Origin of the sequence: Marmoricola sp. OAE513 (genome assembly GCF_040546585.1) — a bacterium.
GTDB lineage: Bacteria > Actinomycetota > Actinomycetes > Propionibacteriales > Nocardioidaceae > Marmoricola.
Genome location: NZ_JBEPOC010000001.1, coordinates 1,529,739 through 1,548,779, shown reverse-complemented (window position 1 = coordinate 1,548,779; position 19,041 = coordinate 1,529,739). Strand labels below are relative to the sequence as shown.

The following is a 19,041-nucleotide window of genomic DNA, read 5'->3' as shown; positions in this document are numbered from 1 at the left end:
GACCTAGGGGTTTCTCATGTCTGCTCACCGTCGTACCGTTCCGGCCCGCACCAAGCTGCGCCGCACAGCCACCGCCGCCGTCCTGGCGGTCACCGCCGGGATCGGGTCGCTCGTCGCGGCCGGTCCTGCCAACGCGGCGGGCCCGTGGTTCGTCGCCGCCAGCGGCGGGAACAACGCCAACTCCTGCCTGGTCGCGGCGTCCCCGTGCGCCACCATCGCCGGAGTGCTCGCCAAGGGTGGCTTCGTCGACGGGGACACGATCAACCTCGCGGCCGGTACGTACACCGAGCGGCCCGCGTTCGCCGCGAAGACGGCGAACCTGGTCGGCGCGGGATCCCCTGCAACGACCTTCAACGGTTCGGCCGCGGCGTCCGTGTTCACCGTGAACATCACGGCCGCGAAGACCTTGAAGCTCTCGAACATGAGGATCACGAACGGTCGGGCCGCCAACGGCGGCGGCATCGCGATCACGAGCGGGCAGGTCCAGACGACGAACGTCGACATCATCGGGAACGCCGCGACCAACGCCGGTGGCGGCGTGGTCAACCTCTCCGCGAACGGGTCGCTGACCATGACGGGCGGCTCGCTGGCGAGCAACACCGCGGCGGTGTTCGGCGGTGGCGTCTACTCAGGTGCGGGAACGATCTCGCTCGCCGGCACCTCGGTCGCGCAGAACAGCGCCCAGGGCGGCGGTGGCATCTACGCGCAGGCGGGCGCGGTCAACCTCAGCAACGCGACGGTCAGCTCGAACAGCGCGACCGGTGCCGGCCTCGGTGGCGGCATCGCGAGTGCCGCCGCGGTGAACGTCTCGGGCGGTTCCTTCACGTCCAACAGCAGCGTGGTCGACGGAGGTGCGATCTACAACAACTCCGGATCGGTCACCACCAACGGCACGACCTTCACCGGTAACACCGCCGTCAGGCAGGGAGGCGCGATCATCCAGATCGCCGGTACGACGACGCTGACCGGCTCGACCATCTCGGGGAGCTCCGCAGGTCTGGGTGGAGCGATCGCGAACGGTGGGATCAACGGCAGTGCACTGTCGAACGGTGGCACCGTCACGATCGACGGCGGCACCCTCTCCGGCAACACGGCCAACGGCGGGACCTCGACCAACCTGGGCAACGGCGGCGCGATCTACAACGGCGGAGCCGTGGTCGTGAAGAACGGAGCGACCTTCAGCGGGAACAAGGTCGTCGCCAACACCAACGCGACGCCCGGCATCACCGGGTACGGCGGTGCGATCGCTTCGTTCGCGCTGACGTCCACCGCAGCTCCCTCCCTGACGTTCACGAACGCGACGATCAACGGTGACAACGCGGGGACGCCCGTCGCCGGCGGGAACGCAGTCGTCGGTGGTGCGATCGCGGCGGCCGGCAACATCGGGGCAGGCGGCGCGGCGACCACGATCGCGGCCACGGGGCTCACGCTCTCGAAGAACGTCGCCCTCGGCGGTGGCGGCATCTACTCCACCGGACCGGTCAGCCTGACCGACAGCACGGTCACGCAGAACAAGGCGACGCACGCGAGCGCAGGCCTCGGTGGCGGCATCTACGCGACCCCGCAGGCCGGGACCACGCCGACCTTGACGCTCGACAACACCAAGGTCACCGGCAACGACGGTGTCGCCGGCGGTGGCGGCATCGTCACCACGATCAACACCGTCGTGAAGAACGGCTCCAAGGTGAACGCCAACACCGGCGCGATCGGCGCAGGCATCTACACCGCAGCGCCGCTGAGCGTGACGGGCTCCGAGGTCAACGACAACGACGCCGGGAACAGCGGCGGCGGTATCTACACCGGCGCGGCCGCCACGATCACGGACTCGCAGCTGAACGGCAACACCGCCGTGTTCCTCGGTGGTGCGTTCTCGACCACCGCGGCCGCAGGAAGCCTGACGATGACCGGCGGCACGATGTCGGACAACGTCGCCTTCGCCGCTGGCGGTGCCTTCATCGGCAACAGCCTGAACGCCTCGTTCGACGACACCGACCTGATCGGCAACACCTCCACCGGGGGGAACTTCGGTGGCGGCGCGATCTTCTCGGCCGGTCAGCTGACGATCAACAAGGCGCAGATCAGCGGCAACAAGGCGGACGGCTCGTCGGGCAACGGTGGCGCGATCTTCAGCGGCACCGACGACGAGAACGTGACCACGTCGCTCAAGATCACCAACAGCACGCTCAGCGACAACGAGGCATTCGCGGGCGCGGCGATCCTCACCGGCTCGAACAAGGCCAGCTCGACGAACAAGACGTCGATCAGCAACAGCACGATCGACGGCAACGCCGCGTCGGGTCCGTTCGGCGTGCTGTCGTTCTCGAACCCGACCAGCATCGTGGCGAGCACGATCACGGACAACACCGCTGTGCCGGTCGACCCCTTCGACGCGTACGGCGGCATCGTCGCCAAGAGTGCCGGCCTGGTCTCGGTCAGCGGCTCGATCCTGTCGGGCAACAACGGGCACCAGTGCAACGTCGCCGTCGCCGACGGTGGCTCCAACCTGAACAGCCCGACGGCCTCGGAGTGCGCGTTCAGCACCGCCGGTTCCAAGGGCAACGTGTTCGCCGCGCCGCAGTTGGGCGCCCTCGCGAACAACGGTGGACCGACCACCACCCGCCTGCCCGGGGCGACCAGCCCGGCACTGAACAAGATCACGACGTCCGCGGCCACGGGCGTGAACGACGCGATCACCGGCAGCGCGATCACGCTGTGCACGGGTTCGGACCAGCGTGGCACCAGCCGTCCGCAGGGCGCCAAGTGCGACATCGGCGCGGTCGAGGCCGAGCAGGTCGTCCCGGTCATCTCCGGTCCGTCGTCGGCGACGTACGCCGTGGGTGTCGCGGGCGCTCCGCAGAGCTTCACCACCACCGGATCCCCGCAGCCGACGCTGTCGGCGACGGGCCTGCCGAACGGCGTGACGTTCACCGACAACGGCGACGGCACCGGAACCCTCGCGGGGACCCCGGGTGCGGGCACCGGCGGCGTGCACGAGGTCACCGTGAAGGCGACCAACGAGGCCGGCACGGACACCAAGACGTTCACGTTGACCATCAACCAGGCGCCGGCGCTCGCCGGTCCGTCCGCGGCGACGTACGTGGTCGGTCAGTCCGGCGGCCCCACGGTCTTCACCACGACCGGCCACCCGACGTCGGTGCTCAGCTCGCTGGGCCTGCTGCCGGGCGGAGTCACCTTCACCGACAACGGTGACGGCACCGGCGCCTACGCCGGCACTCCGTCGGCTGGTTCCGGTGGTGTCTACGGGCTGACGGTCAAGGCCGCGAACGGCACGGCGCCCGACGCGACCAAGCCGTTCACCCTGACCGTCAACGAAGCCCCCTCGCTCACCGGCCCGGGCTCGGCGACCTTCAAGGTCGGCACGTCCAGCCAGAGCAACGAGTTCGTCGGCTCCGGCTTCCCGGTCCCGTCGCTGTCGGCCCTCGGTCTCCCGGCCGGTCTCAGCCTGGCCAGCACGGGTGCGGGCAAGGCGAAGATCACCGGCAGTGCTGCGAACGGCACCGGCGGGCTCTACCCGGGCGTGGTCGTGAAGGCGACCAACGGAGTCGGCTCCGACGCGACCAAGTCGGTCGACGTGACGGTCAACGAGGCTCCTGAGCTCGTCGGCCCGAGCGAGGCCCGCTTCGTCACCGGAACCGCGGGCTCGATCGGCTTCAGCAGCGACGGGTACCCGACCGCGACGATCACGAAGACCGGCTCCCTGCCGGCCGGGCTGACGTTCACCGACAACGGCAACGGCAGCGCCACGATCTCCGGTACCGCTCCGGCGAGCGCGGTCGGGGAGTACCCGATCACGATCAAGGCGAGCAACGGCCAGAGCCCGGACGCGACGATCAACCTGGTCCTCGAGGTGGTCCCGCCGCTCTCGATCTCCACGACGTCGCTGCCGAACGCGGCCTACAAGACGGCGTACTCGGCTCAGGTCACCGCGTCCGGCGGTCAGCCGGCGTACTCCTTCGAGATCGTCGGAGGTGCCCTCCCGGCCGGTCTGAGCATGAACCAGTTCGGCACGATCACCGGCTCCGCGACTGCGGCGAGCGGCACGTTCACCTTCACGGTGAAGGCGACCGACTCGCTCGACCCGGCGCAGACGGCGACCAAGCAGCTCTCGATCACCCTGGTGAAGGGCAGCACCACGCTCGACCTGACAGCGATCCTGGCGGGCATCCAGCCCAACGGCGATCTCTCGATCAACGCGGGCCTGGTCGAGGCCGACATCCGAGGGGGCTTCCCGCTGCAGCCGGTCGCCGGCCTGTCGGTGAAGTTCACCTCGAACGGCAAGACGGTGTGCACCGGAGTCTCCGATGCGGCCGGTCACGCCCAGTGCTCGCAGAACGTCCTGGACGCCATCCTCACGCCGGTGCGCAACCAGCTGACGGCGACCTTCGCCGGCAACGCGCTCTGGAACGGGGCGACCGCGTCGGCCGGCACGCTGCAACCGGGATCGAGCGGGAGCGGCGGTGGGTGCAACCTGCTGGCGGCACTCCTCGGAGGTTGCTAGGCACGCACGACGAAGGGGCCCGTCCGGTTCGCCGGACGGGCCCCTTCTGCGTCGTGGGTCAGCTGGTGCTCAGCGCGCGCGGCGCTTCATCCGCTCGACGTCCATGATCACGACCGAGCGCGGCTCGAGCCGCAGCCAGCCGCGCGAGGCGAAGTCGGCCAGGGCCTTGTTCACGGTCTCGCGAGAGGCGCCGACGAGCTGGGCCAGCTCCTCCTGGGTCAGGTCGTGGTGCACGTGGACGCCGTCGTCGGCGGTTCGGCCGAAGCGGTCGGCGAGGTCGAGGAGTGCCTTGGCGACACGCCCGGGGACGTCGGAGAACACCAGGTCGGCGTTGACGTCGTTGGCCTTGCGCAGGCGGCTGGCGATCTGGGCCAGCATGCCGAGGGCGACGGTCGGGCGGCCCTCGAGCCAGCGGATCAGGTCGTCGTGGCTCAGCGTGAGCAGGTTGGTCTCGGTGACCGCGGTGACGGTGGCCGATCGCGGACCCGGGTCGAAGAGCGAGAGCTCACCGAACATCTGGCCGGGACCGAGGATGGCGAGAAGGTTCTCGCGCCCGTCGGAGGACGTCCGCCCGAGCTTCACCTTGCCGTCGGTGACGAGGTAGAGCTTGTCGCCGGAGTCGCCTTCGTGGAAGAGCACCTCTCCACGGCGGAGCCGGGCCTCGGTCATCGAGGCGCGCAGTGCGGCGGCTGCGTCGTCGTCCAGAGCACCGAAGAGCGGTGCCTGGCGGAGTACGTCGTTGTCCACGGACATTCCTTCCCAATCGAGGGCACCTTCACGAGGCCCACCCCCCAGTGTTGCAGGTCACAGTCTGTCCCATGACGCCCGGTCACGCCACGTAACACCCTCAGCGTTTGTGTCGGTTTCCCTGCGTAGGCTGAGCGCGTGGCCCGCACCGAGATCGAGACCCCCGACATGACCCTCGTACGCCGGGCCCGCAAGATCGACCGCGTCCTGGCAGACACCTACCCCGACGCCCGGTGCGAGCTGGACTTCGAGAACGCCTTCGAGCTGCTCGTCGTCACCGTGCTCAGCGCGCAGACCACCGACCGGCGGGTCAACGCGGTCCGCCCGACGCTGTTCGCGGCGTACCCGGACCCGAAGTCGATGGCCGCCGCCCCGCGCGAGGACCTCGAGCGCATCGTCGGTCCGCTCGGGTTCTTCCGCGCCAAGACCGAGTCCCTGCTCAAGCTCTCCGCCGCGCTCGTCGAGCGGTACGACGGGCAGGTCCCTGGGAGACTCGAGGACCTGGTCACCCTGCCCGGCGTGGGACGCAAGACGGCCAACGTCGTCCTCGGCAACGCGTTCGGGATCCCCGGCATCACCGTGGACACCCACTTCGGCCGACTGATCCGTCGCTTCGGGTGGACCCAGGAGACGGACCCGGTCAAGGCGGAGCACGCCGTCGGCGCGCTCTTCCCCAAGAAGGACTGGACGATGCTGTCGCACCACGTCATCTGGCACGGGCGCCGGGTCTGCCACGCCAAGAAGCCGGCGTGCGGAGCCTGCACGGTCGCGAAGTGGTGCCCGTCGTACGGCGAGGGTCCGACCGACCCCGAAGCCGCGGCCAAGCTGGTCAAGACGCAGGGTCCGGCGTGAGGGGCCCGGCGTGAGGGGCCCGGCATGACCGGGCCGCTGCCGGACTGGATGGTGCCGATCCGCGACGGCGCCCTGACGATCACCGGTGAGGACATCACCAAGTGGCTCGTGCCCGAGGACTCCGACGCCCGTCCCGGTGCGGTGCTGATGCTGTTCGGCGAGAGCGAGCACGGCCCGGACCTGCTGCTGACCGAGCGGGCGCACACGATGCGCTCGCACCCGGGCCAGGTCTCCTTCCCCGGCGGTTCGGTGGACCCGACCGACTTCGACGTCGTCACCGCGGCGCTCCGGGAAGCCGAGGAGGAGGTCGGTGTCGACCCGGACAGCGTCGACGTGCTGACCACGCTGCCCGAGCTGTGGCTGCCGCCGAGCAACTTCGCGATCACCCCGGTGCTCGCGTGGTGGCGCGCGCCGCACCCTGTCGGTGTCGTCGACCCGGCGGAGGTGCACGCGGTCTTCCGGACGCCGCTGGCCGAGCTGCTCGACCCGGCGAACAGGGTGACTGTCACCCACCCGAACGGGTACTCCAGTCCCGGGTTCATGATCGGTGAGGACAAGGACGTCCTGCTGTGGGGTTTCACGGCCGGTCTGATCACCAAGCTGTTCGACTACGTCGGACTGACCCGGGAGTGGGACACGTCCGTCACGCGGGAGCTTCCCGCGTACATGTTGCGCGGTGAGTAAGGATTGACCCCGACACGACCCGCTGACCAAAGGTTGCGATGAACCTCCTCGACTGGCTCCTGGTGCTGGTGACCTTTGCGTACGCCCTCTCGGGCTACTGGCAGGGCTTCATCACCGGCGCCTTCGCCACGGCAGGTCTGGTCGCTGGCGGTCTGCTCGGCATCTGGCTCGCGCCGCACCTGCTCGGCAACGTCGAGCCCGCCCTGTGGGTCTCGCTCGCCGCCCTCTTCGTCGTGCTCGTCTGCGCGTCCTTCGGCCAGGCCATCGCCCAGTACGGCGGCGCGAAGGTCCGCGCCAAGATCACCTGGCAGCCGATCCGCGCGGTCGATGCCGTCGGCGGTGCAGTGCTTTCGGTCGTCGCCGTCCTCACCGTCACCTGGATGCTCGGCGTCGCGGTCAGCGGTTCCCAGATCCCGGGCGTCGGCCCGATGGTCCGCGAGTCCCGCGTGCTCACCGAGGTCAACGACGTGATGCCCGGCCAGGCGCAGGGTCTCCTGCGCGGCTTCGACCGCGTCGTCGGCTCGAGCTTCTTCCCGCGCTACCTGGAGCCCTTCGCCCCGGAGCGGATCGTCGCGGTCGACCCGCCGGACACCGGTGACCTGCGCAACAAGAACGTCCAGCAGGCCCGCCTCAGCGTCTACAAGATCCGCGGCAACAGCAGCTGCGGCGACGGCATCGAGGGGACCGGTTTCCTGTACGCCCCGCGCCGCATGATGACCAACGCCCACGTCGTCGCAGGTGTCACGAACCCGGTGGTCAAGGCCGGCACCAAGGAGCTCAAGGCCAAGGTCATCTACTACGACGCCGACATCGACGTCGCGATCCTCGACGTCGACCTCGACGGCCCGGTGGTGGCGTTCGACAACACCGGCAAGGCCAAGGACGCCGCGGTCGTCCTCGGCTTCCCGAACGACGGCCCGTTCAACGCCCAGCCCGCCCGCATCCGCGCCGAGCAGCGACTCCGCTCCCCGGACATCTACGGTCGCGGTTCGGTCACCCGCGAGGTCTTCTCGGTGCGCGGTCTCGTCCGGCCGGGTAACTCCGGCGGCCCGCTGGTCTCGCTGCAGGGCAAGGTCTTCGGCGTGGTGTTCGCCGCCTCGGTCAGCGACAAGCAGACCGGCTACGTGCTGACCGCCGACCAGGTCTCGGGTGCGGTGAAGGCGGCCGCGCGGTCGAACGGGGACCGGGTGTCGAGCGGGAACTGCACCTGATTGAGGCGTTCAGGAGACGTAGGTCAGCGCACTCCAGATACCGAAAGAGAGCCAGCCGACGAACAGGCCGGTTGCAGTCCCGAGGGTCGTGGGGGCGGTGCGCTCCTCCGGCAGGCAGGTGCGCCTCGCGATGAACCAGCTCGCGCTCAGCGAGACCGCGGACGCAATAGGCCAGACGATCCACCAGGGTCCCGGTTCGTGGTTGTACTGCTCGGGGGCGAGCCTGAGCCACACGTGCGTTGCCACGGAGGACGCGATGATGCCCAGGAGGCTGGCGAGCCAGAGCCGTTCACGACTGGCGCGGTCGTCGTCCTCCATGCACCGAGTATGCAGAAGTGACCGCCGCTTCGTCCGTTGTCACCAGGCAGGTCGAACGGACCGCTCGACAGTCCTAGCGTGACCACCGGCGGGTCGGAGCCTTCAGATCACTGGTGGCCGGACAGTGCCCGGGGGATCTCCTGCGCCTGCGCGATGGTGTGCTCGGGCGCCTTCACCTTGCGGATCTTCAGGTAGCCGAGGAACGCGAGCAGCCCGGCGAGCGCCACGTAGCCGCCGAAGACGATCAGGAAGCCCCAGGCGATGTCGAGGCCGGCCATCGCGATGAAGAACGCGATCGCGAACGAGACCATGATGATCGACAGGAGGCCGATGAAACCGGCGAGCGCGAAGAGGGCGATCGCCATGCCGCCGGCGTTGACGCTGACCTTGAGCTCGGCCTTCGCCAGCTCGATGACGTGCCGCAGCAGCGTCCCGAAGTCGTCGAACGCATCGACGACCAGCTTGCCGATCGTCGGCTCGTCCTGAACGGGCTGCTGCTGTGCCATCTGAGGTCTCCTTGGCTGCGTCCTGCTCCTGCTACCCCAGAACCCTAGCGCTCACGCCCGGCTGTGGTGGCGGCTGCGTCGTCCGAGCAGTGCAGCCCCGATCAGCGCCGCGGCCACGGAGGCCACCAGGACGGCCGTCTTGGCCGCCTCGGCGCGCTCGTCGGAGAACGACAGGTCGGCGACCAGCAGGGAGACGGTGAAGCCCACCCCGCCGAGGCAGGCCAGACCGACCAGGTCCCGCCAGGCCAGGCCCGGGGGGAGGTCAGGTCCGGGGGTGAGGCTCGCGGCGATCCAGGTGCCGATCAGGATCCCGAGCGGCTTGCCGAGCACCAGGGCGAGGACGACGCCGACCACCACCGGGTCCTGCGCCAGGTCGCCGACGCCCGACAACGACACCCCGGCGCTCATCAGCGCGAAGAACGGAACGGCGAGCCAGGCGCTGACCGGTGAGAGCCGGTGCTCGAGGGTCTCGGCAGGGGAGCGGGCCTCATCCGGGTCGGGGCGTACCCGGGTCAGCAGACCCAGGGCCACTCCGGCCACGGTGGCGTGCACGCCGCTGTCGTAGAGCAACGCCCAGGCGAGCACGGCGACCGGGAGCAGGAGGACAGGGTGCGTGATCCGCAGCCGCTGCGCCACCGCGTACGCCGCGCAGGCGAGCGCCGACCCGAGCAGCGGCAGCAGCGCCACGCTGTCGCTGTAGACCAGCGCGATGATCACGATGACGATCAGGTCGTCCACGACCGCGAGCGTCAGCAGGAACGTCCGCAGCGAGGGGGGTAGCGCCGACCCGACGACCGCGAGCACGGCCAGGGCGAAGGCGATGTCGGTCGCAGCCGGGACCGCCCAGCCGCGCAGGTTGTCGGTGCCGGCGTTCACCACGACGTACAGGATCGCCGGGACGGCGACCCCGAAGGCGGCTGCGACGACCGGTACCGCGGCTGCCGACGGGCGCCGCAGCGAGCCGAGCACGAACTCACGCTTGAGCTCCAGGCCGGCGACGAAGAAGAAGAGCGCGAGGGCCCCGTCCGCCGCCCAGTGCTCGATGCTGAGCGGCCCGAGGTGGTGGTGGCGCAGGGCGTCGTAGCCGGCGCCGTCGACGTTCGCCCAGAGCACGGCGGCGGCCGCGGCGAGCAGGGCGATCAGGCCGCCCAGCGTCTCGGACCGCAGGACGCCGTCCACGAAGGTCGCGTCGTCGGGCGGCGGGGGTGCTGGGCTGGGATTCGCGGCGATGACAGGTCCTCCGGCATCCGGGGTTGGGGCAGTTGTTGCCGACCAGACTTCCCGGCGCACCTGGGGGAGATTCTAGCCAAGCGTTGCCCCGAGTTGGTCGGGCGTGGAGAGTGGTGGGAGACTGGCACCAGTTGGAGGGGAGTATTCCTTCGCGGCGGTCTCGTCATCACGGTCAATGTCTTCGGGCGGCGACCCGGGGCCGTCGGTCCACCCGGCGACGGGAGGGCGGAAGAGACCTCCGGACTTTGCCCTGTTGTCGCATGTCCGGAGGAACGAACTCAGATGCACGTAACCCCCCTGGTCTGGTGGCTCACCATCGGTGTCACCCTCGCCATCCTCATCTTCGACGTCTTCGTCATCGGACGTCGCCCGCACGAGCCCAGCCGTCGTGAGGTCGGCATCGCGCTCGGCGTCTACATCGGTCTGGCCGTCGCGTTCGGCATCGGGGTCTGGACGATCTCCGGGCACCAGTACGGCACCGAGTTCTTCGCCGGCTGGCTGACCGAGTACTCCCTCTCGGTCGACAACCTCTTCATCTTCCTCATCATCATGACGAAGTTCGGGGTGCCGAGGGCCTACCAGCAGACAGCCCTGCTCGTGGGCATCGTGCTGGCGCTGATCATGCGGGGCATCTTCATCGCCGTCGGTGCCGCGGCGATCAACAACTTCAGCTGGGTCTTCTACCTCTTCGGCCTGTTCCTCATCTACACCGCGGTCAAGCTCGCGAAGGAGGGCGCCGAGGACGAGGACGAGTACGAGGAGCCCGGTTTCGTGAGGTGGGTCGGCAAGCACCTGCCGGCGACTTCGGAGTGGCACGGCACCAAGGTGCTCGCGAAGATCGACGGCAAGACCTTGATCACGCCGATGTTCATCGTGATCCTCGCGCTGGGCATGACGGACCTCCTGTTCGCGCTGGACTCCATCCCGGCCATCTTCGGCCTCACCCAGGAACCGTTCCTGGTGCTGACCGCGAACATCTTCGCGCTGATGGGTCTGCGGCAGCTCTACTTCCTCATCGGCGACCTGCTCGAGCGACTGATCTACCTGTCCTACGGTCTCTCGGTGCTGCTCGGCTTCATCGGCGTGAAGCTGATCCTGCACGCGATGCACGAGAACGAGCTGCCCTTCATCAACGACGGCAAGCACATCGACTGGGCCCCGGACATCCCGACGCTGGTCTCGCTGGGCACGATCATCGGCATCCTGGCGATCACCACGGTCGCGAGCCTGATCGGGTCGGCCCGGATGTCGGCCCAGGAGCGCGACGAGGCGACAGGTCCGCGGGGCCACTGAGCCCCGGTCCGGCGTGACGCACCTGCGGCGGATCCGGTTTCGGTACCGGTCTGTGACCTGGGACTCGGAAAAGATCGGACATATCGACCTAACCTTGTTCCATGTCACTCGTTGATACCGGCATGGAATGGATCCGTCGCAGGCCCCGTGTCGCAGCTGCTGCTGGTGTTGTCGCCGTACTGGGCGTCCTGATGCTCGTCCTGGTGCTGTCGAGCTCGAAGGACGACGAGAGCGCAGCGCCCGGGCTCGGAGACCTCTCCACGATCGCGCCCACGACCGACCCGACGCTCGACGAGCTGCCGACGCCGACCCCGTCGTCCTCGGCCACCCCGTCGGCCGACGAGATCCAGAAGGCTGCGCAGGACCAGTTCGACAAGCTCGGGCAGGGCTTCAGCAGTGGCGGCCTGAGCTCGGGCCAGCTCAACATGCCCGGCCTGCAGGGTGGCTCGGTCTACCAGTACCTGCCGAAGCACAAGGTGACGATGAAGGTGACCTCGTCCGCACCAATCGGCACCATCGGGTACGTCGTCCCGACGAGCCTCAAGCAGTCCTCCGGCATCGTCAAGAACGTCGGCGGTTCCTGGAGCCTGACGACCACCGCGTACGGCGACCCGGACTACGCGCAGCTCTTCATGCAGGCCGACGCCCGCGGGCACATCATCACGTGCACGATCACGGTCGACGGCAAGGTCACCGAGAAGCGCAGCACCGAGGGGCCCTACGCACGCCTGATCTGCCAGGGCTGATCAGCGCCGCCGTACGCGGCACCTACCGGCGTTGTCGTCGCTTGACGTCCGCTCCGCACGAGGACGATGGTCTGGACAAGCGATGACGTGACCCTTCCCGGCGCGGTTCGCCGCTCCTAGGGTGCCGCCATGCGCGTGCTGCGGTTCATCTGGAGCGGGGTCCTGGCGTTCGACAGGATCGGGTCGCGCATCCCGCAGCTGGTGCAGATCTGGCTGATCGAGCTGTTCTTCGTGATGCCCACGACGTTCTTCGTCGGCGAGGTCATCGACATCAAGGGGTGCTGCGGGGTCGAAAGCACCGGGGAACCGATCGACGGAGAGCTCTGGGGATCGCTCGCGGTGGGCCTGGTCTTCGGGTTCTTCGTGGTGCGCTCGATCTTCCGTCCGCGGGTGGTCGACGGGGAGTGGGCGCCGGCGACGCGCGTCCCGGCCGGACCGATCGACGTCATGGTGCTCAACAACAAGTGGAAGGTCAGCTACAAGTACCTGACCAGCCACCCGTCGTACATCTTGCTCGGTCTGCTGACGTTCCCGATCCCGCTGGTGATGGTCTGGATGACCGAGAACCAGGGCGACGACACCTTCTACTGGAGGGCGACCGGCTGGGCCGGGCTCAGCCTGCTCGGCCTGGTCGTGGTGCTCCGGTTGATCTCCCTGGTACGTCGTCCGGGCCGGTCGCGACGAGGTGCAGCACGCGGCCGACGCGATGGGCTTCTCCGTACGACGAATGGGCTGGGAGATCGCCTGGAAGCCGATCGTGATGCTGATGGTGATGATCTACGGCATCGGCGCCGGGAGCGTCGGCTACCTGTGGTGGCAGGAGCTGCGCACCATCGACAACCTGCCGATCGCCGCGATGTCCTCGAAGAGCGGCACGTTCGTCAAGGTCGACGGGACCGTGATGAACGAGCCGGTCTACTGGCCGATCGGGGGCGAGGGCCGCGGGCACAACAACTACTCCGGCGCCGGCGTCGCCGTACGGATGGATGACGGCAGCCAGGTCCTCCTGCTCGCCGAGTCCCTCTCGGTGCCCGACTTCAAGGGTGACCTGGACGGCCTGAGGGTCGGTGACCGGGTGCACGCGCACGGCGAGGTGCTCAAGGAGGTCACCGGCAAGCAGGTGGAGTACTACGGCTGGGACGCCGGCGACCTTCCCCCGGCGCCGGACGACGGGTGGATCCTGGTCCGCCACAGCTATCCCTAGTTTCGCGTAACCTCGGCGTGTACTCGACGGCGACGACTGTCGCCGACTCGCGCTGTCTCGTGGGGAGATGACTTCGTATGCGTTGGACCTGGGCCCTGGCAGGGATCTTTCTGGTCGCGGTGGGCGCCGTGCTCATGGCGCCGGCGTTCGGCACCTCCACCATCACCGACACCCGGGCGACGGCGGACTTCGGGTTCCCGCTGACGTGGGTCGAACAGGACATGAGCGAGCTCGAGCCGCCGGGTCCGATGGAAACCGGTCCGCGTTCGCCGTGGGAGTACCCGACCGACGTGGACTACGCCGCGCTCGGCCTGAACGTCCTCATCGCCGCCGCCGTCGGCGGGGTGCTCACCGGGTCCTTCGTCGTCTGGAACCGTCGTCGCTCGCCCACGCGCGACTGGCCCCAGGACTGACCCTCGGGCTCAGTCCTCGGTCGAGGTGGCCATCCCCTTGCCGATGAGGTCCATCACGGTGGAGTCGGCCAGGGTCGTGACGTCGCCGACCTCGCGGTTCTCGGCGACGTCACGCAGCAGGCGACGCATGATCTTGCCCGAGCGCGTCTTGGGCAGCTCCGGCACGATCATGATCTGACGCGGCTTCGCGATGGCGCCGATCTCCTTCGCGACGTGCTTGCGCAGCTCCTCGACGATGTCCTCGCCGCCGTCGCCGGCGGACTCCCTGAGGATCACGAACGCGCACACCGCCTGGCCGGTCATCTCGTCGGTGGCACCGACGACCGCGGCCTCGGCGACCTTGGGGTGCGAGACGAGCGCGGACTCGATCTCGGTGGTGGAGAGCCGGTGGCCGCTGACGTTCATGACGTCGTCGACCCGGCCGAGCACCCAGACGTCGCCGTCGGTGTCCTTCTTCGCGCCGTCGCCGGCGAAGTACGTGCCGGGCCAACGCGACCAGTAGGTGTCCTTGAACCGCTCGTCGTCGCCCCACAGGGTGCGCAGCATCGAGGGCCACGGTTCGCGGATGACGAGGTAGCCGCCGGAGCCGTCGGGCACGGACTCGCCCTCGTCGTTGACCACGTCGGCGACGATGCCGGGGATCGCGCGCATCGCCGAGCCGGGCTTCGCCGCGGTGACGCCGGGCAGCGGCGAGATCATGATGGCGCCGGTCTCGGTCTGCCACCAGGTGTCCACGACCGGGGTCCTCCCCCCGCCGATGGTCTCGCGGTACCAGACGTAGGCCTCGGGGTTGATCGGCTCGCCGACCGACCCGAGGAGCCGCAGCGAGGACATGTCGAACTTCGCGGGGATCTCGTCGCCCCACTTCATGAAGGTCCGGATCGCGGTCGGGGCGGTGTAGAAGATCGTCACCTTGTACTTCTCGACGATCTCCCACCAGCGGCCCTTGTGCGGTGCGTCCGGGACGCCTTCGTACATCACGGAGGTCGCCTGGTTCGCCAGGGGCCCGTAGACCATGTAGCTGTGGCCGGTGACCCAGCCGACATCAGCGGTGCACCAGTAGACGTCGGTCTCCGGCTTGAGGTCGAAGATCCCCCAGTGCGTGTACGCCGCCCCGGTCAGGTAGCCGCCGGTGGTGTGCAGGATGCCCTTGGGCTTGCCGGTCGAGCCCGAGGTGTACATGACGTAGAGCGGGTGCTCGGAGTCGAAGAACTCGCAGGCGTGCTCGGTCGACGCCTTCTCCACCGACTCGTGCCACCACACGTCGACGGACTCGTCCCACGCGACGTCCTGGCCGGTGCGCTTCACGACCAGCACCTTCTCCACCAGGTCCGTCTTCGTGCGCGCCTCGTCGACGGCCGGCTTGAGGGCCGAGGGGGCACCGCGGCGGTAGCCACCGTCGGAGGTGATGACGACCTTCGCCTGGCAGTCCTCGATCCGCGATGCGAGCGCGTCGGCGGAGAAGCCGCCGAACACGACCGTGTGCGGGGCGCCGATGCGCGCGCAGGCGAGCATCGCCACGACGGTCTCGGGGATCATCGGCATGTAGATCGCGACCCGGTCGCCGGTCCTCACGCCGAGCTCGGTCAGCGCGTTCGCGGCCTGGCAGACCTCGTCCTTGAGCTGGGCGTAGGTGATGTCCCGCGCGTCGTTCTCCGGCTCACCGACCCAGTGGAACGCGACCTTGTCGCCGGCGCCGGCCTCGACGTGCCGGTCCACGCAGTTGTACGCCGCGTTGAGCTTGCCGCCCACGAACCACTTCGCGAACGGCGGGTTGCTCCAGTCCAGCGCCTTCTCCCAGCGGGTCTCCCAGGTCAGCCGGTCGGCCTGCTTCTCCCACCAACCCACGTGGTCCGCGGCAGCCTCGTCGTACGAGGCGGCGGTCAGGTTCGCGTTCGCCGCGAAGTCTGCGGGCGGCTCGAAGCGCCGGTCCTCGGTGCCGAGGTTGGCCAGGGTCCCGGACTCGTTCGATGCAGTGTTGTCGCTCAACGCATTCGCTCCTGTGGGTGAGGTGCCGATCACGGCCAGCCTAGGCCCGCCCGCTGATCGGCACGAGAGCCGTGGGTCCGAACTTCGCAACCAGCCCGTTGCATCCGCGTTGCACGCGCCCGGGTGGCCGACGTACGGCGTGAGAGGCTGGCGTGGTGGAGGTGCTCGCAACCGTCGGGGGACTCGTCCTGAGCGTGGTCATCGGCTTCGGACTGGTCGTGTACATGCGTCGGAATCCCCTCAACCGGGACTAGCACCCGGGACTAGTGCTGGACGGCGCCCTCCGCTCCGGCCCCGGTCAGCGCCCGCACCTCGAGCTCGGGGTACTTCGCCTCGGCGCTCGGTTCGCGCTGGGAGATGGAGCCGAGGTAGCCGAGCAGGAAACCGAGCGGGATCGAGACGATGCCGGGGTTCTCCAGCGGGAACCACGAGATGTCGATGTCGGTCGGCAGCAGCGAGAGGTTCTTGCCGGTCGCCGGGTCGACGCCCTTGCCGGACATGACCGGGCTGAAGACGACGAGGCCGACCGAGGAGATCAGGCCGCCGTAGATGCTCCACAACGCGCCGCGGGTGTTGAAGCGCTTCCAGAACATGTTGTAGATGATCGCGGGCAGGTTCGCCGAGGCGGCGACCGCGAAGGCGAGGGCCACCAGGAACGCGACGTTCAGCTTCTGCGCCGGGATCGCGAGCAGGATCGCCACCAGGCCGATGGCGCCGGCTGCGATGCGGGCGACCTTGATCTCCTCCTTCTCGGTGGCCTCGCCGTTGCGCATCACCGAGTTGTAGATGTCGTGCGCGACGCTCGTCGAGGACGCGAGCACCAGGCCGGCGACGACCGCGAGGATGGTCGCGAACGCCACCGCAGCGATCACCGCGAGCATGATCGCGCCCCCGGTCGAGCCGTCGCCGCCGCCGACGTTCTCGGCGAGCAGCGGGCTGGCCAGGTTGCCGCCCGAGGTAGCGACCTCGCCGGCCTTGTCGCCCTTCAGCAGTGCGGCCGCGCCGAAGCCGAGCACGAGGGTGAACAGGTAGAAGACACCGATCAGGCCGATCGCCCAGAGCACCGACTTCCGGGCGTCGCGCGAGGTCGGCACGGTGTAGAAGCGGATGAGGATGTGCGGGAGGCCGGCCGTGCCGAGGACCAGCGCGATGCCGAGCGAGATGAAGTCCAGCTTGCTCGTCGTGGTGGCGCCGTACTTCAGACCGGGCTCGAGGAACGCCTGCCCCTTGCCGGTGTTCGACGCCGCGGTGCCGAGCAGGTCGGAGATGTTGAAGTCGAAGTGCGCGAGCACCAGCACGACGATGATCGCCGACCCAGCCATCAGCAGGACGGCCTTCACGATCTGCACCCAGGTGGTGCCCTTCATGCCGCCGACGGTCACGTAGAAGACCATGAGGATGCCGACGGCGAAGATGGTGATGTTCTTGGCGGTGTCGCCGTCGACGCCGAGCAGCAGCGAGACCAGCGCGCCCGCGCCGACCATCTGCGCGAGCAGGTAGAAGATCGACACGACCACCGTCGAGGTGGCCGCGGCCTGGCGTACCGGACGCTGCTTCATCCGGTAGGCGAGCTGGTCGGCCATCGTGTAGCGCCCGGAGTTCCGGAGCACCTCGGCGACCAGCAGCAGGGCGACCAGCCAGGCCACCAGGAAGCCGATCGAGTAGAGGAAGCCGTCGTAGCCCGACAGTGCGATCGCCCCGGAGATGCCGAGGAAGGACGCGGCCGACATGTAGTCGCCACCGATGGCGAGCCCGTTCTGCAACCCGGAGAAGCTGCGGCCGCCGGCGTAGAAGTCGGCGGCGCTGCTGGTGTTGCGGCTCGCGCGGAAGGTGATGAAGACGGTCAGTGCCACGACCGCGAGGAAGAGCCCGGTGGTCAGTACCTGGTCGCCGTCCATCTCACGCCTCCCGCTGGTACTGCTCGTCGAGCGTCCGCGCCAACGGGTCGAGCTTGGCGGCGCTGTAGCGCGCGTAGAGCCAGGCCAGGACGAACGTCGTCAGGAATTGCAGCAGACCGAAGACCAGGGCGACGTTGATGTTGCCGACGACCTTCTGGCTCATGAAGTCGTGGGCCCACATCGACATCACGATGTAGAGCGCGTACCAGCTGATGAAGGCGACCGTCGCGGGGAACGCGAAGCCGCGGTACCGGTGCCGCAGCTCGGCGAACTCCGCGGTGGCGTGCAGCCGGTCGTAGACGCCGAAGGATTCGCTGGGTGGGGTGGGGCCGGCCGGGTGAGTCGAGGCCATCGCAGGCACCTTCCGTACGGCGGTGACCCCGAGACGGTCACCGGCACTGAGAGGTGCCTACCCCGCCCGTTCGGGCACGAACCGTACCGGCGGTACGCCGCCCGGTCGGCAGCTCAGCGGAAGTCGATCAGGACGGTGCCGGTGTCCTCGGGGCCCGAGGCGTTCGGCTGCGACGGCGGGAGCGTGGCCTGGCCGGGCCGCGGGATCGCCTGGGTGGCGTCCGGGTCGTAGCTGTCGCCCGCCACGTTGTCGGAGTCCATCAGCGCGAGCGCCTGGTCCTCGATCCGCTGCATCACCACCGGCGGGGGCGGCTGGTTGATCACCGTCGTGCGGTAGCACCGGGTCAGGTAGGGCAGCTTCATCCCGTCGGGGCCGCGACCGTAGTCGTCGTACAGGGCGCCGACGCGCTCGAGCACGTCCTCGCGCTCGTGCTCGGGGAGCACGGCCACGTACGAGCGGGAGCGGACAAGGTCGAAGAGCTCGGGGCGGCGCAGGTCCTGCCAGAAGCGGTACTCGCGCTCGGCGACGTCGTCGAAGTACTCGCAGTCGCGCAGCGGGTCGACCAGGTCGGTCCGGTTGTCGGCGTTGCCGATGATGCGACCGAGCTTGCGCACCCACGGGATGCCCTCGTCGCGCGCGTTCCAGACCAGCGAGAACGTGCCGCCGGGTCGCAGCACCCGCGCGATCTCGGCGAGCGCCGGGCCGTGGTCGAACCAGTGGAACGCCTGAGCGGAGATGACGACGTCGACCGAGCGGGACGCGACCGGGATGCTCTCGGCGGTGCCGACCAGCGCCTGGGCGCCGGGGGCGCGCTGGGCGAGCAGGCCGAGCATCTCGGGCAGCGGGTCGGTCGCGATCACCTGGTGGCCGGCGGCGACGAGGAGCTCGGTGAGCTTGCCGGTGCCTGCTCCCAGCTCGAGGATGCGACGAGGCTCGTTGCCCGGTCCGACCAGCCAGCTGACGGCCTCGTCCGGGTACGACGGGCGGGCTGCGTCGTAGGCCTCGGCGACAGCGCCGAAGGAGCGGGCATGGGAGTGCTTCTGATCGCTCATCGTGCTCCCGAACGTACCCGATAGCCT

Annotated in this window: 17 protein-coding genes; 8 read left to right on the top strand and 9 right to left on the bottom strand. The window is 69.0% G+C overall.

The window, feature by feature from the left end; all coding sequences use genetic code 11:
• Nucleotides 1-16 precede the first annotated feature (16 nt).
• On the top strand, nucleotides 17-4,519 hold the full coding sequence (locus tag ABIE44_RS07900) for a beta strand repeat-containing protein (RefSeq protein ID WP_209719803.1): 4,503 nt from the start codon (nucleotides 17-19) through the stop codon (nucleotides 4,517-4,519).
• 69 nt (nucleotides 4,520-4,588) lie between these two features.
• Here ABIE44_RS07900 and ABIE44_RS07895 read toward each other — a convergent pair whose 3' ends face one another.
• Nucleotides 4,589-5,266, bottom strand: a complete 678-nt coding sequence (locus tag ABIE44_RS07895; protein ID WP_502912724.1) for a Crp/Fnr family transcriptional regulator — start codon at nucleotides 5,264-5,266, stop codon at nucleotides 4,589-4,591.
• Between the two features lie 168 nt (nucleotides 5,267-5,434).
• Between ABIE44_RS07895 and nth the strand changes: the two genes are divergently transcribed.
• Genes nth through ABIE44_RS07880 form a run of 3 tightly spaced genes read left to right on the top strand, consistent with a single transcriptional unit; the run spans nucleotide 5,435 to nucleotide 8,013 of the window.
• Nucleotides 5,435-6,118 carry an endonuclease III gene (gene nth / locus ABIE44_RS07890; RefSeq protein ID WP_209723511.1) on the top strand — a complete coding sequence of 228 codons (684 nt, stop codon included), beginning with the start codon at nucleotides 5,435-5,437 and terminating at the stop codon, nucleotides 6,116-6,118.
• A gap of 24 nt (nucleotides 6,119-6,142) precedes the next feature.
• Complete coding sequence (locus ABIE44_RS07885) at nucleotides 6,143-6,802, top strand: NUDIX hydrolase (protein ID WP_209719809.1); 660 nt, start codon at nucleotides 6,143-6,145, stop codon at nucleotides 6,800-6,802.
• 38 nt (nucleotides 6,803-6,840) lie between these two features.
• A complete protein-coding gene (locus tag ABIE44_RS07880; protein WP_209719812.1) occupies nucleotides 6,841-8,013 on the top strand; it encodes a MarP family serine protease in 1,173 nt (390 codons plus the stop codon).
• A 9-nt stretch (nucleotides 8,014-8,022) separates the two neighbouring features.
• Here the strand turns inward: ABIE44_RS07880 and ABIE44_RS07875 are convergent, their stop codons facing one another.
• The 3 genes from ABIE44_RS07875 to nhaA form a co-directional block, all read right to left on the bottom strand.
• Nucleotides 8,023-8,331, bottom strand: coding sequence for a hypothetical protein (locus ABIE44_RS07875; protein WP_209719815.1), 309 nt, complete (start codon nucleotides 8,329-8,331; stop codon nucleotides 8,023-8,025).
• Nucleotides 8,332-8,438: 107 nt separating this feature from the next.
• Nucleotides 8,439-8,837, bottom strand: coding sequence for a phage holin family protein (locus ABIE44_RS07870; protein WP_209719818.1), 399 nt, complete (start codon nucleotides 8,835-8,837; stop codon nucleotides 8,439-8,441).
• Between the two features lie 51 nt (nucleotides 8,838-8,888).
• Nucleotides 8,889-10,016, bottom strand: coding sequence for a Na+/H+ antiporter NhaA (gene nhaA, locus ABIE44_RS07865; RefSeq protein WP_354437925.1), 1,128 nt, complete (start codon nucleotides 10,014-10,016; stop codon nucleotides 8,889-8,891).
• A 333-nt stretch (nucleotides 10,017-10,349) separates the two neighbouring features.
• Here nhaA and ABIE44_RS07860 point away from each other — a divergent pair, with 333 nt between their 5' ends.
• Together ABIE44_RS07860 and ABIE44_RS07855 are read left to right on the top strand one after the other, a co-directional pair.
• On the top strand, nucleotides 10,350-11,360 hold the full coding sequence (locus ABIE44_RS07860; RefSeq protein ID WP_209719821.1) for a TerC family protein: 1,011 nt from the start codon (nucleotides 10,350-10,352) through the stop codon (nucleotides 11,358-11,360).
• Between the two features lie 101 nt (nucleotides 11,361-11,461).
• Complete coding sequence (locus tag ABIE44_RS07855; RefSeq protein WP_209719823.1) at nucleotides 11,462-12,106, top strand: MmpS family transport accessory protein; 645 nt, start codon at nucleotides 11,462-11,464, stop codon at nucleotides 12,104-12,106.
• A gap of 116 nt (nucleotides 12,107-12,222) precedes the next feature.
• Here ABIE44_RS07855 and ABIE44_RS07850 read toward each other — a convergent pair whose 3' ends face one another.
• Nucleotides 12,223-12,564: a hypothetical protein gene (locus tag ABIE44_RS07850; RefSeq protein ID WP_354437924.1), complete on the bottom strand. Its 342-nt coding sequence runs from the start codon at nucleotides 12,562-12,564 to the stop codon at nucleotides 12,223-12,225.
• A gap of 227 nt (nucleotides 12,565-12,791) precedes the next feature.
• On the opposite strand from ABIE44_RS07850, the gene ABIE44_RS07845 reads away from it, so the two are divergent.
• Both ABIE44_RS07845 and ABIE44_RS07840 read left to right on the top strand, forming a co-directional pair.
• Nucleotides 12,792-13,310, top strand: coding sequence for a hypothetical protein (locus ABIE44_RS07845; RefSeq protein WP_354437923.1), 519 nt, complete (start codon nucleotides 12,792-12,794; stop codon nucleotides 13,308-13,310).
• 77 nt (nucleotides 13,311-13,387) lie between these two features.
• The gene (locus tag ABIE44_RS07840; protein ID WP_209719829.1) at nucleotides 13,388-13,723 is read left to right on the top strand and encodes a hypothetical protein; all 336 of its coding nucleotides are present in this window, start codon (nucleotides 13,388-13,390) and stop codon (nucleotides 13,721-13,723) included.
• 9 nt (nucleotides 13,724-13,732) lie between these two features.
• On the opposite strand, the gene acs is transcribed toward ABIE44_RS07840, so the two are convergent.
• The 4 genes from acs to ABIE44_RS07820 form a co-directional block, all read right to left on the bottom strand.
• On the bottom strand, nucleotides 13,733-15,712 hold the full coding sequence (acs, locus tag ABIE44_RS07835; RefSeq protein WP_209719832.1) for an acetate--CoA ligase: 1,980 nt from the start codon (nucleotides 15,710-15,712) through the stop codon (nucleotides 13,733-13,735).
• A gap of 263 nt (nucleotides 15,713-15,975) precedes the next feature.
• Nucleotides 15,976-17,610, bottom strand: a complete 1,635-nt coding sequence (locus ABIE44_RS07830; protein ID WP_209719835.1) for a monocarboxylic acid transporter — start codon at nucleotides 17,608-17,610, stop codon at nucleotides 15,976-15,978.
• A gap of 1 nt (nucleotide 17,611) precedes the next feature.
• Nucleotides 17,612-17,962 (bottom strand): DUF485 domain-containing protein, encoded by a 351-nt coding sequence (locus tag ABIE44_RS07825; protein WP_209719837.1) that lies wholly within the window; start codon nucleotides 17,960-17,962, stop codon nucleotides 17,612-17,614.
• A 113-nt stretch (nucleotides 17,963-18,075) separates the two neighbouring features.
• Nucleotides 18,076-19,014 (bottom strand): class I SAM-dependent methyltransferase, encoded by a 939-nt coding sequence (locus tag ABIE44_RS07820; RefSeq protein WP_209719841.1) that lies wholly within the window; start codon nucleotides 19,012-19,014, stop codon nucleotides 18,076-18,078.
• Between the last annotated feature and the right edge of the window lie 27 nt (nucleotides 19,015-19,041).

Bases quoted from the DNA above. Each gene is read 5' to 3' on its own strand.
- ABIE44_RS07900 (WP_209719803.1), top strand. From the start codon at position 17: ATGTCTGCTCACCGTCGTACCGTTCCGGCCCGCACCAAGCTGCGCCGC.
- nth (WP_209723511.1), top strand. From the start codon at position 5,435: ATGACCCTCGTACGCCGGGCCCGCAAGATCGACCGCGTCCTGGCAGAC.
- ABIE44_RS07885 (WP_209719809.1), top strand. From the start codon at position 6,143: ATGACCGGGCCGCTGCCGGACTGGATGGTGCCGATCCGCGACGGCGCC.
- ABIE44_RS07880 (WP_209719812.1), top strand. From the start codon at position 6,841: ATGAACCTCCTCGACTGGCTCCTGGTGCTGGTGACCTTTGCGTACGCC.
- ABIE44_RS07875 (WP_209719815.1), bottom strand. From the start codon at position 8,331: ATGGAGGACGACGACCGCGCCAGTCGTGAACGGCTCTGGCTCGCCAGC.
- ABIE44_RS07870 (WP_209719818.1), bottom strand. From the start codon at position 8,837: ATGGCACAGCAGCAGCCCGTTCAGGACGAGCCGACGATCGGCAAGCTG.
- ABIE44_RS07860 (WP_209719821.1), top strand. From the start codon at position 10,350: ATGCACGTAACCCCCCTGGTCTGGTGGCTCACCATCGGTGTCACCCTC.
- ABIE44_RS07855 (WP_209719823.1), top strand. From the start codon at position 11,462: ATGTCACTCGTTGATACCGGCATGGAATGGATCCGTCGCAGGCCCCGT.
- ABIE44_RS07840 (WP_209719829.1), top strand. From the start codon at position 13,388: ATGCGTTGGACCTGGGCCCTGGCAGGGATCTTTCTGGTCGCGGTGGGC.
- ABIE44_RS07830 (WP_209719835.1), bottom strand. From the start codon at position 17,610: ATGGACGGCGACCAGGTACTGACCACCGGGCTCTTCCTCGCGGTCGTG.
- ABIE44_RS07825 (WP_209719837.1), bottom strand. From the start codon at position 17,962: ATGGCCTCGACTCACCCGGCCGGCCCCACCCCACCCAGCGAATCCTTC.
- ABIE44_RS07820 (WP_209719841.1), bottom strand. From the start codon at position 19,014: ATGAGCGATCAGAAGCACTCCCATGCCCGCTCCTTCGGCGCTGTCGCC.